General features: G+C 63.2%; 15 protein-coding genes. 5 read left to right on the forward strand and 10 right to left on the reverse strand.

From position 1 onward, the window contains the following. Positions 1-133: 133 nt before the first annotated feature. Positions 134-742, reverse strand: coding sequence for an RNA polymerase sigma factor (locus MTP16_RS07385; RefSeq protein WP_243517501.1), 609 nt, complete (start codon positions 740-742; stop codon positions 134-136). Positions 743-877: 135 nt separating this feature from the next. Between MTP16_RS07385 and MTP16_RS07390 the strand changes: the two genes are divergently transcribed. Then, positions 878-1,168, forward strand: a complete 291-nt coding sequence (locus MTP16_RS07390) for a hypothetical protein (RefSeq protein ID WP_243517504.1) — start codon at positions 878-880, stop codon at positions 1,166-1,168. A 130-nt stretch (positions 1,169-1,298) separates the two neighbouring features. Here MTP16_RS07390 and MTP16_RS07395 read toward each other — a convergent pair whose 3' ends face one another. From MTP16_RS07395 to MTP16_RS07415, 5 genes are all read right to left on the reverse strand, one after another. Beyond that, positions 1,299-2,339 carry a 5-methylcytosine restriction system specificity protein McrC gene (locus tag MTP16_RS07395; RefSeq protein WP_243517507.1) on the reverse strand — a complete coding sequence of 347 codons (1,041 nt, stop codon included), beginning with the start codon at positions 2,337-2,339 and terminating at the stop codon, positions 1,299-1,301. 88 nt (positions 2,340-2,427) lie between these two features. Beyond that, a complete protein-coding gene (locus tag MTP16_RS07400; protein WP_243517509.1) occupies positions 2,428-2,796 on the reverse strand; it encodes a hypothetical protein in 369 nt (122 codons plus the stop codon). A 1-nt stretch (position 2,797) separates the two neighbouring features. Beyond that, the gene (locus tag MTP16_RS07405) at positions 2,798-3,103 is read right to left on the reverse strand and encodes a hypothetical protein (RefSeq protein ID WP_243517512.1); all 306 of its coding nucleotides are present in this window, start codon (positions 3,101-3,103) and stop codon (positions 2,798-2,800) included. Between the two features lie 104 nt (positions 3,104-3,207). Further along, the gene (locus MTP16_RS07410) at positions 3,208-4,506 is read right to left on the reverse strand and encodes an AAA family ATPase (RefSeq protein WP_243517517.1); all 1,299 of its coding nucleotides are present in this window, start codon (positions 4,504-4,506) and stop codon (positions 3,208-3,210) included. A gap of 107 nt (positions 4,507-4,613) precedes the next feature. Next, entirely contained in the window at positions 4,614-5,456 is an 843-nt protein-coding gene (locus MTP16_RS07415) for a hypothetical protein (protein WP_243517520.1), read from the reverse strand. Between the two features lie 162 nt (positions 5,457-5,618). Between MTP16_RS07415 and MTP16_RS07420 the strand changes: the two genes are divergently transcribed. The 3 genes from MTP16_RS07420 (at position 5,619) to chrA (ending at position 9,112) form a co-directional block, all read left to right on the forward strand. Continuing rightward, a complete protein-coding gene (locus tag MTP16_RS07420; RefSeq protein WP_243517522.1) occupies positions 5,619-6,593 on the forward strand; it encodes an isopenicillin N synthase family dioxygenase in 975 nt (324 codons plus the stop codon). A 156-nt stretch (positions 6,594-6,749) separates the two neighbouring features. Beyond that, positions 6,750-7,727, forward strand: a complete 978-nt coding sequence (locus tag MTP16_RS07425) for a TolB family protein (protein ID WP_243517525.1) — start codon at positions 6,750-6,752, stop codon at positions 7,725-7,727. Positions 7,728-7,819: 92 nt separating this feature from the next. Then, on the forward strand, positions 7,820-9,112 hold the full coding sequence (chrA, locus tag MTP16_RS07430; protein ID WP_243517528.1) for a chromate efflux transporter: 1,293 nt from the start codon (positions 7,820-7,822) through the stop codon (positions 9,110-9,112). Positions 9,113-9,319: 207 nt separating this feature from the next. Here chrA and MTP16_RS07435 read toward each other — a convergent pair whose 3' ends face one another. From MTP16_RS07435 to MTP16_RS07450, 4 genes are all read right to left on the reverse strand, one after another. Next, on the reverse strand, positions 9,320-10,687 hold the full coding sequence (locus MTP16_RS07435; protein WP_243517531.1) for a lysophospholipid acyltransferase family protein: 1,368 nt from the start codon (positions 10,685-10,687) through the stop codon (positions 9,320-9,322). A gap of 69 nt (positions 10,688-10,756) precedes the next feature. Beyond that, a complete protein-coding gene (locus MTP16_RS07440; protein WP_243517535.1) occupies positions 10,757-11,677 on the reverse strand; it encodes a helix-turn-helix domain-containing protein in 921 nt (306 codons plus the stop codon). Between the two features lie 129 nt (positions 11,678-11,806). Next, the gene (locus MTP16_RS07445) at positions 11,807-12,802 is read right to left on the reverse strand and encodes an aldo/keto reductase (protein WP_243517536.1); all 996 of its coding nucleotides are present in this window, start codon (positions 12,800-12,802) and stop codon (positions 11,807-11,809) included. A 172-nt stretch (positions 12,803-12,974) separates the two neighbouring features. Continuing rightward, positions 12,975-13,499 carry a DUF6799 domain-containing protein gene (locus MTP16_RS07450; protein WP_243517539.1) on the reverse strand — a complete coding sequence of 175 codons (525 nt, stop codon included), beginning with the start codon at positions 13,497-13,499 and terminating at the stop codon, positions 12,975-12,977. Between the two features lie 396 nt (positions 13,500-13,895). On the opposite strand from MTP16_RS07450, the gene MTP16_RS07455 reads away from it, so the two are divergent. Next, positions 13,896-14,828 carry a DnaJ C-terminal domain-containing protein gene (locus MTP16_RS07455; protein ID WP_243517540.1) on the forward strand — a complete coding sequence of 311 codons (933 nt, stop codon included), beginning with the start codon at positions 13,896-13,898 and terminating at the stop codon, positions 14,826-14,828. Positions 14,829-14,834: the final 6 nt, after the last annotated feature.

A 14,834-nucleotide genomic window follows, 5' to 3' on the forward strand; every position in this document is an offset into this window, starting at 1 on the left:
GCCTGCCGGTGGGAGCGGCAGCGGTAAGCGGAGGAGTAGTTAGTGATAAGTATTAAGTAGTGAGACGCATGACGAGTTGGGAGTGCTAATCAGTCCTAACAACATCTCACTACTCAATACTTATTACTAACTGCTAAATAGGCTCTTCTTTATAATGGGCAAAGAATAGTTTTTTGAGGCGCACGAGGCACTTGTATTTCTGGTTTTTGGCATTGTCGGCGTTGGTGTAGCCGAATTCTGCCGTGAGGTCCTGCATCGACTTGTCGTGCAGGTAGAAGCCTTCCAAAAGCGAACGACAAGGCTCCCCCAGGTGGTTCAGGGCCTCGCTCATGGTGGTGAAGCGGCGGTCCTGTTCCTCGGCGGCCAGCACGTCTTCCTCGGCCCCCGTGTTGAGGTAGGGGCCGTGCTCCTCGTCGTCGAGCAGGCGCACGCCAAAGCGGCTTTTGCTCGTGAGGCGCTTCAGCCACAGGCGGCGGCACACGGCGTAGAGGTAGGTTTTAATCTGGCAGCTCAGCTCCAGGGAGTTGTCGCGCACCTTTTCATAAAACACCATCACGCCCTCCTGGTACACGTCCTGGGCGTCGTCTTCGGAGCCGCTGTTTTGCAGCACGAAGTGCGACACCATGGGCCAGTGCAGCCGGTAGAGGTGGGCCAGCGCCCGCTCATCGCCGGAGCGAATGGCGGCAATCAGCGCATCGTCGGTAGGAGTCAAAGAAGAGGAAGTTGGATTGCCCCTGCTCATTCACTTTGGGAGTTAATACGAATGTGGGCGCCAAGTAACCCGCCGAAAAAATATTTTTCTGGGCCGGGTTACCTTTTCAAAAGGGCCGAATAAAGGGCGTTTTTAAGTTAACCCATTTTCAAAATTACCCCCAAAATGAACAACCTGTTCAAAGTTGCTGCCCTGGGCCTCGCCCTGACCGCTGGTCTGACCTCGTGCGAGTCGAAGAAGACCGAAGAGACCACCATCGAGACCCCGGCTGCTGGCACCGAGACGACCACCACCACCACCACCGACAGCACCGCTATGGCTGCTCCGGCTGCTGACGCTACGGCTGCTCCGGCTACCACCGAAGGTGCTGCTGCTCCCGCTGCTGGCGCTACCACCGAAGGCGCTACCACCGCTGGTACTACCACCACCACCACGACCACCGAAGCTCCTAAGTAGTTGTCGGCCGGTTTTGGCCGGCGCAATGCTTAAGCATCTGTAGTTAAGAAAAGCCCAGATTTTCCAGCAGGAAAGTCCGGGCTTTTTTGCGTTTGGCGACATCTACGAAGCTGGTTGTAATGTCCGCTTCTTAAGCAATTAAGGCCAATAAATCGGCCGCTATGCCAGCCCAGGGCTGCTGCAGGTTGAGGGTGATGACGCGCACCGGGTGGCCGCCCAGGGTGTAGCGCACGTCCACGGCTTGGGTGGCGGTGGGGTAAAGCAGAATGCCTTCGAGGGCCTGACCGGAGGCGGGGCGCTGGTTTTGGAGGTAGGCGTAGAGCTGGTAGAGGTGCGGCGAGATGAGGCGCTGCCGGTCGTAGCGCGGGCGCAGAGCTGCGGCGTAATACTTGGTGTCGAGGATGATTTTGCGGTCGGACGCCTCCAGGGTTGTGTCGGTGAGCATGGTGGGCAGCAGGGCCAGGTCGTCGGGCTGCGGGGCATCGGCCTGCCAGGCAATGGTTTCGGCGTACACACGGTAGTGGCGCTGCTCGCGGCGGAAAAAATTGCGCGTGAATTGCTCAAACAACCGCGCCATCAGTACCTCGTCGCGCCGGAAGTCGGCGAAGCGGCGCCGGCCGTTCGCAGCCGGCTCGGGCAGGGCCGTGAGCCACACCAGTTCGCATACGTGCAGCAAAAAGGCATCCTGGCTGCTCGGACGCTGCCGCCGCAGTTCGCGGAACGTAGCGGCGGTGGCAGCGGGTAGGGGGGTATTAGTGGAGGCTACGGGCAGGCGGCGGCGCACGTGGCCCAGCTCGCGTCGCAATGCCACCGGCAGGTCCGGGGCGCGCGCCAGCGCGTCCAGCGTTTGCGCCAGCAGCCGGTGCAGCGGCGAATCCGCCGTCAATTCATCGAACGAGCACACGGCGCGGCCCTGCGCCAGCAGGCCCCGCCCGAGGCTGGGCGCCAGCTCCACGCGCCCGCGCAGGCTGGTAAGCTCAGCGGTGTGGGGGGCGAACGTGCGCGGCAGGCCGGCGCGCAGCAGGCGGCGCGTGGCGTGCAGCAGCACCTGCGCCAGCAGCCCCAGTGGCCGGTGAAACGGCGTGGCCTCGCTGGCTTGGAGCACGGCCGGCTCGGGCAGCCGGTTCCAGGCGTAGCACAGGAAGTAGTAGAGCGTGGCGAGCGGAATCATGGAAATGGAAGCTGCGATGCAAAACAGGCTGAGCCTTTAGGTGCCGGACGCTTCGCAGTGCAGCGGAGGAGGATGTCTGCAAATACGACTAAGCCGGCCGGTTGAGCCAGCGGCGAAACGCCAGCGTGCCTGCCGCATACGCCAGCGCATCGAGCGGGTCGGCCACGGCCTGGGCATCGAAAAGCGGCAGGATGCCCTCAAACCACATCGAAACCGCCACCCAGCTCCACCCCAGCCAGGCATCCGGCAGCACGAAGGCCTGCGACCGAGCCACCATGCGCCGATAAGCGGCCACGGCCAGCGTGAGCATGACCGGCATGGCGGCCAGGTCGCTCAGATACGAGGTAAGCAGCGGCGGCAGCGGCCCCTGCAGCCAATGGCGGTTGGCTTGGCGCAAGCCGTACAGCAGCAGCGCGCCCACAAACAGCGGCCGGGTGAATTCAGGCCAGCGCTTCATGCTACCCGGCGGCCAGCGTGACAAACCAAACGATAAAAGCCAGAATGGCCGCAAACGCCAACTGCCCCCCGCGAATCATGCGTTTGATAAACCGGGTGAAAGCGCCATCGTCCGGATGAATTTCGATGAGCTGCAGCCCGGGCGCGGCCGGTTGGTTTTCCACTTCTTCGCGCTGCCAGGCGTTTTGCGCCGCCTGGGGGTCGAGCAGTTCGCCGCAATGCTCGCACCGGTCGTCGGGGTTTTGCTGCCACACCGACCATTGTTGGCAGGCAGCACATTTCTTGGAGGAAAGCAGCGGCGCGGACATAGGGACGGAGGAGGCTGGGCCGAAGCCGTCGCCGGCCGGCGATGAAATAATATGCCCCAAAAGTACTGCTTTTGCAACTACTACTTTACCCGTTCGGTGCGCTCTTACGCCAGCAGCTTACGTAGCTGCGCCGCGGCCGTGGCGGGCTGTTCGCGCCAGTAGTCGGCCAGCAGCGGGCCGATTTCCTGCTCAATAATCAGCCGCAGCCACGCGGTGGCCTGGGCCGGCTCCGCGGGCGGCTGGCAGAAGTAGCTGTGGCCGATTTCGAAGTCAGGGCCCAGCTCGGGGTCGTCGGCAATAGCCTGATTGAGCGCGGCCATGCGGGTGCACAGCTGTTCAATTACGGCCTCGGGCACCTGGCGCGCCGTCAGGTACTGCCGGAGCGGCGCACCAAACTGCGGTGCCAGCGCCACGAAGGCGAAGCGGCGGCGCAGCGCATAGTCGAGCGGGCTGAGCGACCGGTCGGCCAGGTTGAGCGTGCCGATGACGTACAAATTCTCGGGCACGAAAAACCGGGGCGCATCGGGCGGAGCGTAGGGCAGGCGCAGGGCGTGGGCCGGGCCGCGCTTGTCGGCTTCGAGCAGCAGCAGCAGCTCACCGAATATGCGGGGCACGTTGCCGCGGTTCACTTCGTCAATCAGCAGAAAATAGGGCCGGCCGGGGTCGGCCGCGGCGCGCTGGCACAGCAGCGGCAGCACGCCCGGTACCAGGTGGAACTGCCCCTCCGCATCGGGCCGGAAGCCCAGCATGAAGTCCTCGTAGCCGTAGCTGGGGTGAAACTGGACCAGCTCCACGCGGCGCTCGTCCTGGGCACCGAGCAGCAGCCAAGCCAGGCGCCGGGCCAGAAAGGTCTTGCCCGTGCCGGGCGGGCCTTGCAGCAGCAGGTTGCGGCGGCGCTGCAGGCCGGCCAGGGCCGCATCGAGGGCAGTTTCGTCAATAAATAATTCGGCCAGTGCCTGGGTGCGGGAATAAGCCGGGGGCGCGTAGGGGGCGCCCGGCTCGGCGGCAGCGCTGGGCAGCGGGGCTTCGGGCGTGTCTTTGGGCAGGCCGGTGTACAAGTCCTCGGCCTGCTGGCGGGCCACTTCTTCGCCGTCGGGGCCTGAGCCGGAGGTGAGCACCGGCCGCTTGGTGCTGATGGTGAAGTCGAGGCCTTCGAGCAGGGCATTGGTGGGCGCGCCGGCGGCGCGGGGCCAGTGGGCGGCGGGGTTGCCGGTGGCCAGGCGGTAGGCCAGCTCGGCCACGGCGCGGGGCGGGTATCGGCGGCCCCGGTACACCAGTTCGTACACGGTGCTGGGCGGCAGCGGCCGGCCTTCGCGCGCTATCTGGCGCAGGGCGCGCAGCACGTGCTCGCGGGTGAGCAGGGAGGCGAGCGTGCTGGCAGCGTTGAGCGAATCGGACGGCATGGCGGGCAAGGTAGAACCGGAATACGAAACGGCAGGAATTGAAAAAGTCTCCCGGCCGAGCCAAGAGACTTTTTCAATTCAATAACAAAAAAATAACGGGTTGCTGCTTACGGAGCCACCGTAAACTTCCGCGTCACGGAGTTGTACGGGCCGGGGATGAGCGTGCCGCTGCTGTCCACCAGTTCCAATTTCACGGTGTTTTCGCCGGCGGGCAGGCCTTCCATCATGTAAGGCATCCAGCGGTCGAGCATGAACTCGGTGCCGTTGATGGTGGCGCGCACGCGGTTTCCGCCGGCCTCCAGGGTGGTGTTTACGAGGTAAAAGTCCAGCATGATGCGCTTGGCATCGGCGCCGGAGTAGGTGTCTTTGGGGCGGCTGTAGAACAGGTTGGGGCCGTTCACGTTGATGATGGGCGTGGCGGGCGGCGTGCCGTTGCCCACGTTGATAACGCGCAGGTCGTAGGCGCCGCGGTGTTTGAGGCTCTCGTGGTAGGAGCGCGACAGGAAGGACAGCACCACGTGCTGGCCATCGGGAATGGCCTTGGTGAAGGTGGTTTCGTAGTGGGCGGTGTAGGGCTCGTTGTCCACGATGTTGTGGATGTGCTGGCCTTTCATCGAGTTGGCCATCTCGCCCATATGCGGGCCGCCGCTCATTTTCGTGAGCTGGAAATTGGTAATCTGGTAGTTAAACGAGACCTCGCCGCTGGGCACAGTGGAATTGCCAATGGGCTGCCGCAGCTGCATCTGCGCTTCCGGGAATTTGGGCGAGTCGTTGAAGGGCGTCAGGCGGATGCCGTTCGACTCCATGCTTTCTCCCGAGGTGCTGGTGCGGTTGGGGGTACCGGCCGTGCCAGCGGAGGCGCTCACGTCGGTGGCCGGCTTGCTCGTCTCGCAACCGGCAAGGGCGGCCAGCGTCAGGGTGCTGCACAGCAGCCAATGGGAAGTTTTCATGGTGTAAAAGAAGCTCAAAAAAAGTTTGGCAGTAATTTTAGGGGGTAGACCCGAAGCCGCACCCGCTTACGCAGGGCAGCCGGTTCAGGGTTTTTCTTATCTTGCGGCCTTGCCTCCCGGCCTCTGGAAGGCTTGACGGCTCAAAGTAAACCTAAATTTCCCATGCAAGACCAACTTCTTGACCAAATTCCCTCGCTCGACCTCGCCGATTTCCGCTCCGGCGACCCCGAGCGCAAGGCCCGCTTCGTGCAGCAGCTCGGCGAGGCCTACCAAAACATTGGTTTCGTGGCCCTGAAAAACCACGGCCTCAACGACGAACAAACCAAACAATTGTACGCCGACGTGCAGGCATTTTTCCAACTGCCCGACGCCGCCAAGCAGCGCTACGAAAACCCCGAGCTGGCCGGCCAGCGCGGCTACATCAGCAAGGGCAAGGAGCACGCCAAGGGCCGCAACACCGGCGACCTGAAGGAGTTCTACCACGTGGGCCAGGAAGTAGAAACCGAGGACCCCATCAAGAACGAGTACCCGGCCAACATCTGGCCCGAGGAAGTGCCCTCCTTTAAGGAAAGCACTTTCCGCGCCTACCGCACGCTCGAAAGCGCCGGCCAGGACGTGCTGCGCGCCATTGCGCTGTACCTGCACCTGCCCGAAAACTACTTCGACGACAAGGTGAAGCACGGCAACAGCATCCTGCGCCCCATTCACTACTTCCCCATCGAAGACCCGGACGCGGTGCCAGCCGACGCTGTGCGCGCCGCCGAACACGGCGACATCAACCTGATTACTTTGCTAATGGGCGCCAGCGCCGATGGGCTGCAGGTGAAGCGCCGCGACGACAAGTGGATTCCCATCACGGCCCTGCCCGACCAGATTGTGGTGAACGTGGGCGACATGCTCCAGCGCCTCACCAACGGCGTGCTGAAGTCCACCATCCACCGCGTGGTGAACCCCGCCCGCGAGAAAATGAACACCTCACGCTACAGCATTCCGTTCTTCATGCACCCGCGCTCCGAAATGAGCCTGGCCGCCCTCGACCACTGCGTGACGCCCGACAACCCCAAGAAGGAAGCCGACATCACGGCCGGCGAGTTCCTGAACGAGCGCCTGATTGAGCTGGGCCTGAAGAAGAAATAAGCTGCTTTTTGAATACATCCTCGACATTCCCCGTTGGCCCGCTGGCCGGCGGGGAATTGTTTTTTCCGGCCGGGCCCGGCATTGACCCGCGCTTAAAAACCGAAGCCCATGCGATTCTTCTATTGGTTGCCGCGGGGGCGTGCCCTGCTCGGTACCTTGTCAGTACTTTGCCTGTTGGCCGTGCCGGCGCGGGCGCAAGTTTCGCGCAGCCAGCCCAATGCCGGTTTTTGCGAGCAGATTGTCATCAGCAGCTTGGACGGTACGGGTGGGTTTGAGTACCCGGCGTGGGGCGCTGCGCGCTTCAACCCCGCCGATGATAACCAGGTGGCCGCGTTGCGCAGCGAAATAGACAGTACCGGCGTGGTGCGGCGCCACCTCTACCTGCTGAACCTGAAGACGCATACGCAGAAGCGGCTGGTGCGCGACGTGGGCTGCCAGCTGGCCTGGGGCCGCACCGGCTGGCTGGTGCTGGAGCGTGGCAGCCAGTTGTGGCGGGTGAAGGCCAACGGCGACAGCCTGGCCCGCCTGGCGCCTGCCGCCAGCGGCGCCCTGTACCCAGCCTGGAGCCCCGATGGCCGCCTGCTGGCCTGCTGGCAACCTGACAGCCTCGACACCGGTACCTGGGCGCTCACGCTGCTCTCGCCGGCCGGCCGCCGGGTGCGGGTGCTGCCAACGCCAGGAATAGGCTTGTTCGGGCCGCCTACGTGGTCGCCCGATGGCCGCAAGCTGGCCTTTCTCGGCCGGCCCGAAAAAGAGCATCAGTACTACATGCCCAGCATTTACGAACTGGAGCTGGCCACCGGCAAAATCCGGACGGTGCGCCAAGCCTCGGAGCGACACTACCCAAAAGCTGCCAGTGTGCATTGGCTCAAAAATGGCAAGCAACTGTTGTGGCGCGATTCTGAACGGAACTTGGCCGTGCTCAACGTGGCCACTGGCCGGCCGCGGGGCAAGGCCGAATCCGGGCCGCCACGCGTGCGCATCCTGTCGCTGGACGTAGCCGCCGGTAGCCAACGGCTGGTGATGGTGGTGTGGGAAGCATTCCGGGCGCCTGGTCCGGGGGCGGGCACACTATTTTACCGGAGCCGGCTGGCCACGGCCGCGCTGCCTGGCAAGAAACTGCGGTACTGGTAATGAAAGAGCCGGGCAAGGCCGGAATGCCTGCCGGGCCTTGTCGGCCTTGCGCGTGCGGTTCCTATCTTCGGGCAAGTCAATTGCCCACTGCCATGCAGCCTGCCAGCCCTGCGCCCCCCGCCGAAGTCTCGCTCACGCCGCCCCCGCGGCGCTCGGGCCAGCGCACGCGCCGGGTGCGGGGCATTATTTTTCTGAAGGACGTGGCCCTGCTGGCCTGCACGGCCTTTGGGGGGCCGCAGGCACACCTGGCCATGTTTTTCCGGCTGCTGGTGGAAAAGCGGCGCTACATAAATGCCGCCGAGCTGCTGGAGCTGCAGGCCCTGTGCGCGCTGCTACCAGGGCCTACTTCTACGCAAACCATTACTGTCATCGGCTTCCGGCTGGGCGGGCCCAACTTAGCGTATCTCACGCTGGTGGTGTGGGCCACGCCCGCCGTGGTGCTCATGACGCTGGCGGCCCTCACCCTCAGCTACCTCGACCCCGCCCGGGTGGCGGCGCTGGTGCAGTTTGTGCAGCCGGTGGCTGTGGGCTTCGTGGCGTTTTCGGCCTACAAGATTTCCGAGAAAGTCATCCATACCAAAACCGCGGTGGGCCTGATGGTGGCCGCCGCCATGCTGGCTTACTTTTTCCAGTTGCCCTGGATGCTGCCGCTGCTGCTGCTGGCCGGCGGTGCAGTGACGACGGTGCGATACCGCAAACATGCCATTGAGCAGGAGAAAAAGCCGCTGCGCATTGAGTGGGCCAACTTTTTTCTGTGGTTCGGCACGTTGGCGGGGGCGGCCTTGCTGGGGCACTACACGCGCCTGCTGCCGGTGCGCCTGTTCGAGAACTTCTACCGCAACGGCTCATTGGTGTTTGGCGGCGGGCAGGTGCTGGCCCCGCTGCTCTACGCTGAATTTGTGGAGTTTAAGCACTACCTCACGGGGCCGGAGTTCCTGTCGGGCCTGGGACTGGTGCAGGCCATGCCGGGGCCCAACTTTTCAATTGCGGCCTATATCGGGGCGCTGGCCATGCGGCCCACCGGCGGCACGCACATGCAACTACTCGGGGCCTTGGTGGGCGTGACGGGCATTTTTCTGCCGGGTACCTTCCTCATCTTTTTCGTCATCCGCTTCTGGGACCGGCTGCGGCAGTACCGCGTGGTGAAAGCTTCGCTCGAAGGCATCAACGCCGTGAGTGCCGGGCTGGTGTGCGCGGCCACTTTCCTGCTCTACCACCCGCTGCCCTACCGGCTGCTGGATTTGCCCTTCCACCTCGGGCCGATTGACTCGCTGCCTCTGAACCCGCTGCTGGTGGGCACCACGTTTCTGCTGCTGCTGTGGGAGAAGGTGCCGAGTGTGGCCATCGTGGCCGTGGCATTGCTGGCGGGCGCGGTGCTGGGGTAAGAGGGGAGGCCGAGTGGGGCGCCTGTCATTGCGAGGCGAAGCCGAAGCAATCCGTCCTATTCTCAGCGACCAGCCTGCTAACGTGATACGCCCAATTAAAAAGCCCCGGTGCCATTGTGGTACCGGGGCTTTCTGATAAAAGAAAGTGTTTGGTGTTGACAGAACGGATTGCCGCGTTTCGCTACGCTTCACTCGCAATGACAAGTCTTATCCCTTCGTCCGCCCCGTCAGATACTCTCTGCGGGCCTCCTCCAACTGCCGCACCAGGGCCGCGCGCCGTTGCAGCAACTCCTCGCCCAGCGTAGGCGTGGCGCGGAAGAAACGCAGTACCCGCAGCCGCTCCAAGCGGGCACTAAGGGTGGTCCAGTAGCTAAGGGCGTAGAAGCCGGTGAGGGGCAGGCTGAGCACGTAAAGGGCCGTGAGGCGCCAGTCGTGCGTGAGCCAGTGGTGCACGGCAGCCGCCTGCAGGGTGTAGGCTAGCGGAAAGGTAAGCATGCCCACCACCAGCATGATGGGCGCCACAAATTCCACTTCCTTGGTGGCCCGCTTGGCTATTACGGAGGGCAGGATGTAGGGCAAATAGTTGTTCAACACGCCGTAAATCCACACCGGTACCCCCAGAAACAGGTTGAGCAAGCCGGCGAAGGTGCCGCGGCGCTGGCCTTCCACGGCCTCGTCGGTGAGGCGGTGACGACGCAGGTCTTCCAGATAGGTTTGGAACTGCAGGCGCATGGCCACCAGGCGGGTGGGGGCGTGCTGCTCGAACCAGGCCAGGGCCTGCAGCAGCGTCTGGCTGAGCTGGAAGTTGTCGTAGAGCGTGTTGGGGTCGTCGTCGGGGTTGAGGTGGCTGCCGAAGGTGCGCTCCACCTGCTGCACAAAGGCGTCCTCGGCCGCGTCGCGCGTGATGACGAGACGCCGCTCCAGCGCCTCCCGAATGGCGTCGGTGAGCTGGTCGGCGGCGGCTTCGGGGTCCCGGGCGTAGGCATCGGCGTAGTTGGCCACCACAATGGGCGGGGCCACATTCAGCAGCACGTCGGACCGAAAGCGGCTGGGGTCGAAGTAATTGGTGGCAATGGGCACCACCTTCAGGCCCAGCTTGAAATTGTGCCGGGCCTCGGCGCCCAGCGCAATGCGGGCGGCGCCGGTTTTGAGCGGACGCAGGCGGCGCTCGCTCACGCTGGTGCCTTCGGGGAAAATCATGATGGTGCCGCCCTTGTCTAAGTAGTCATAGCAGCGGCCGAAAACGGCCTCGTTCTGGGCCGCTACCTGCTCGGGCGTAGCGGGCGCGCCGCCCACTTCGGCGTCTTGCCGCCGGTAGATGGGAATGGAATTGCCCGACTGCATGATGGCCCGCACAATGGGATTGACGAAAAACGTGCTTTTGGCCAGAAACGCTACCGGCTGCCGGGTATGGATGGCCGTGAGCAGCGGGTCCATGAGGGTGTTGGGGTGGTTGCCGGCGAAGAGCAGCGGACCGGGCAGGTTCAGCCGCTCGCGGTGCCGCACTTCCATGCGCCGGAAAAACACGCGCAGCGCCACCTGCACCAGTGGCTTCATTACGGTATAGAAAAGCATGAGCGGGAATACGTAAGGCCTGCGAAGGTAGCCGTAAGCTCCGCATTCCCTTTGCCGCTGCCCGGCGCCCTACTGCGCCGAAAACCGGAAGGCCGCCGGCGTCAGCCCGGTCTTGCTCTTGAAGAGCCGCGTAAAATACTGCGGGTACTCAAACCCCAGCCGAAACGCCGCCTCGTTCACCGTGAGTGAGGTGCTGAGCAAGAGGTGCTTGGCTTGCTCGATGAGGGCGTGGTGCAGGTGCTGCTGGGTGGTTTGGCCGGTGAGGGTGCGGAGCATGTCGCTGAGGTAGGCCGGCGACACGTGCAGGGCATCGGCGAAGTGCTGCACGGTGGGCAACGGCTGCGGGCCCTCCTGGGCAAAGTAGCTGGTCAGCAAGGCTTCGAAGCGACTGAGCAGGTCGTGTTCGGGCGTGCGCCGCGTCAGGAACTGGCGGTGGTAGAAGCGGTTGGCGTAGCTGAGCAGCACTTCGAGCTGCGAAATGAGCACGTCCTGGCTAAAGGCGTCGATGGGCTGTTCGTACTCGGCCTTCATGTTGCGCAGCAGGCCGTCGAGCACCGCTTCTTCCTTGGCCGAGAGGTGCAGCGCCTCGTGCACGTCGTAGGAGAAGAAGCTGTAGCTCAGAATCTTCTTGGCCAGCGGGTACTTGGTCAGCAAGTCGGGGTGGAACACCAGCATCCAGCCGCTGATTTCCGACAAGTCCAGCGTTTCATCAATGGCAAACACCTGTCCCGGCGCCTGAAACCCGAGCACTCCCTCGCCGAAATCGTAGGACTGCCGGCCGTAGTGGATGTTGCCCTTCAGCCCCTTTTTCAGCCAAATGCTGTAGAGCTGCGGCACCACTGGCGTGAGGCCTTTGGGCGGGGCCTGCCCGCGCGACTCCTCCAGGTCGATGATGGTGAGCAGGGGGTGCGCCGGGGCCGGCTTCCCGCAAAATCGGGTGTAGTCCGTCACGGTATGAAGCACGCGAAAGTCTTTGATAACCTGTTTCATAAGAATTTGGCTTACAGCCGGATAAGATGGAAGGCCATGCCTGGAGGAGCATGACCTTCCTTAATAACGACAACTTTCGGGGTGGTGCGCCAGCAAGTTCGCCACGCCGTTGCGTTGTGCAACTCCGCCCTAAAACCCTTCCGGGTAGGCCGCGCCCGATTGGCTCCCGATGGGCATAACGGCTTCCAACTCGGCCAGCTCGGCCGGGCTGAGCACGAGGCTGGCAGCGGCTACGTTGGCCTCCAGGTACTTGCGCCGCTTGGTGCCCGGAATGGCCACCACACCCTGCGCCAGCACCCAGGCCAGCGCCAGCTGCGCGGCCGTCACGTCCTTGGCCTGCGCCAGTGCCTGCAGCTTCTCTACCAACGCCAGGTTCTTGTAGAAATTCTCGCCCTGGTAGCGCGGGAAAAACCGGCGCGAGTCGTTGGGCTCGAAGTCGTCCGGCGTCTTGATTTCGCCCGATAAAAAGCCCCGGCCCAGCGGCGAATAGCCCACGAAGCCAATGCCCAACTCGCGCGTGGCTTGCAGCACACCGTCGGCCTCCACGCCCCGGTCGAAGAGCGAATACTCGGTTTGCAGGGCCGTGATGGGGTGTACGGCGTGCCCCCTGCGCAACTCGTCGGCCGTCACTTCGCTCAAGCCCAGGAAGCGTACCTTGCCTTCTTCCACCAGCCGGCTCATGGCGCCCACGGTGTCTTCCAGCGGCGTGGCCGGGTCGATGCGGTGCAGGTAGTAGAGGTCCACGTAGTCGGTGCCCAGGTTGCGCAACGAGCGTTCAATGCTCTTGCGCACGTACTCCGGGCGGCCGTTGTAGCCGCCGGTCCAGGTTTCGGCGTCATCGACTTCGAAACCAAATTTGGTGGCCAGAATTACCTCCTGACGACGCCCGGCAATGGCCCGGCCCACCAGCCGCTCGTTCAGCATGGGGCCGTAGAGGTCGGCCGTGTCGAGCAGGTTCACGCCCAGCTCCAGGGCGCGGTGAATGGTGGCGACGCTTTCCGTTTCGTCGGCCTCGCCGTACACGCTCATGCCGTTCACGCCGGCGGTCATGCCCATGCAGCCCAGGCCTTCTACCGGTACTTTCAGGCCCTGGCTGCCCAGGGCCACTCGTTTGATGTCGCTCATGTTGTTGAGGTTGTAAGTGAATGCCTTTCAGCATCACAAAGCTCCGGCCGGCGCTTAAGATGCGAGCTACACAAAACCATGCATCTGCAACACAAAACGTGGCGGGGCCCAAACACAAGCGCCGCCCCACCCAAAGGCGAGGCGGCGCGAAGCCGACCTATAAGGTCAGGATTTATTTTTTGCGGCGAGCGGCCCGTTCAGCGACCTTCTCCTTGTTTTTGATGCGCTGCTCGGCCAGTTTGGCTTTGGCCTCTTCCTTTTTCTTGCGCTCTTTTTCCATCTTTTCGCGCTTGCCCGGGTGCAGAGCGTCGAAGGACTTGATTCTCGCTAAGCTGTCGGCCACTACGATTTCCCGACGGGTGGTCACGCGCCCGCTCAGCGACACGTGGTCGCCCTCGTTGATTTGGGTGGTGGTGCCGTTGGTGGCCGTCACCAGGCCCGTGGTGCTGATGGTCGTGCCGTTAATTAGTTTCTTCTCAGCCGTGAGCGGGTTCGATACGCCCAGTTCGGTGAGGATGACGCGGCCGCTGGCCATGGTCAGGCCGTCTTTGCGGCCTTCGCCGTTAGCGGCCAGCTTGGCGCGGGCCGGTACGGCGCCTCCCGGGCGACGGGGCGGCAGCTTGGTTTGTGCTTGAGCTACCGAGCCCGTAAAAAACAGCAGGGTAATAATGCTCCAGAAAATGGGTGGGTATTTCATGGAAAAGTTAAAAATAGAATAAGTTAAGCATCGAGTGAACCGTTAACAGAACGCAAGTTATGCATTTTATTGCATTCGAATTCATCTTGCCTTAATGTACGAATGCAAAACGAGAAAAGGTTTACGAGCTAAGCGCTAACTGGATTTTGTCCAATAAATACTCGCTCAGCAGGAGACCATTCAATTTTGATGCCTATTTGCCGCCGTCTAGTCGTACGGCGTTTGGCGCGACTGGGATTTAGGGCCGCTTTTGAACATTCGACCCAAATAATGAAGCCGTTTAAACGGTGCGGCGGCGTGCGCTGGCGCCCTGTTGCAACCAGATGCCCCGAATGCACGAATACCGAATAACTTGCTGCCCGGCCGCGTCCCGGCCATCTTCAACTTTCTCCGGCAATGGATTACAAAGACTATTACAAGACGCTGGGCCTCGACAAAACGGCCACCGCCGAGCAAATCAAGAAGGCCTACCGCAAGCTCGCCCGCCAGCATCACCCCGATGTGAACCCCAACGACAAAAGCGCCGAGCAGAAATTCAAGGAAATCAACGAAGCCAACGAAGTCCTCAGCGACCCCGAGAAGCGCAAGAAGTACGACCAGTTTGGGGCCGACTGGCAGCGCTACCAGCAGCAACCCGGCGGCGGGGCCGGCCGCGGCGGCCAGCCCGGCGGCGGCTTCGACTGGAGCCAGTACACCCAAGGCGGCGGGGGCGGCTTTGGCGGTGGGTTTGGCGAGGGCGAAGACTTTTCCGACTTCTTCGGCTCGCTCTTCGGCAACATGGGCGGTGGGGGCGGCCGGAGCAGCCGCCCCGGCGCCGGCCAGGACTACCAGGCCGAACTGGAGCTGAGCCTGGAAGAAGCCTATCACGGCGGCCCGCGCACCATCACGGTGAACGGCAAAAACCTGCGCCTCACCATTCAGCCCGGCTTGGCCGACGGCCAAACCATCCGGCTGCGCGACCAGGGTGGCCCCGGCCGCAACGGCGGGCCCAACGGCTCCTTGCTCATCACCTTCCGCATCCAGCCCGATGCCCGCTACGCCCGCACCGGCGACGACCTCACCCAGGACGTGCCCGTGAGCATCTACAAGGCCCTGCTCGGCGGCGAGCAAACCGTCGACACGCTCAGCGGCCCCGTCAAAATCAAGCTCAAGCCCGAAACCCCGAACGGCACCCGCCTGCGCCTGCGCGGCAAAGGCTTCCCCGTGTACCGCAAAGAAGGCCAGTTCGGCGACTTGTACCTGCGCCTGAACCTGACGCTGCCGCAGCAGCTCACCGACCAGGAAAAAGAATTGTTTCAGCAGCTGGCCGCCCTGCGGCCGGAGGCTTAACCCGTA

Source organism: Hymenobacter monticola (assembly GCF_022811645.1).
GTDB classification, from domain to species: Bacteria; Bacteroidota; Bacteroidia; order Cytophagales; family Hymenobacteraceae; genus Hymenobacter; species Hymenobacter monticola.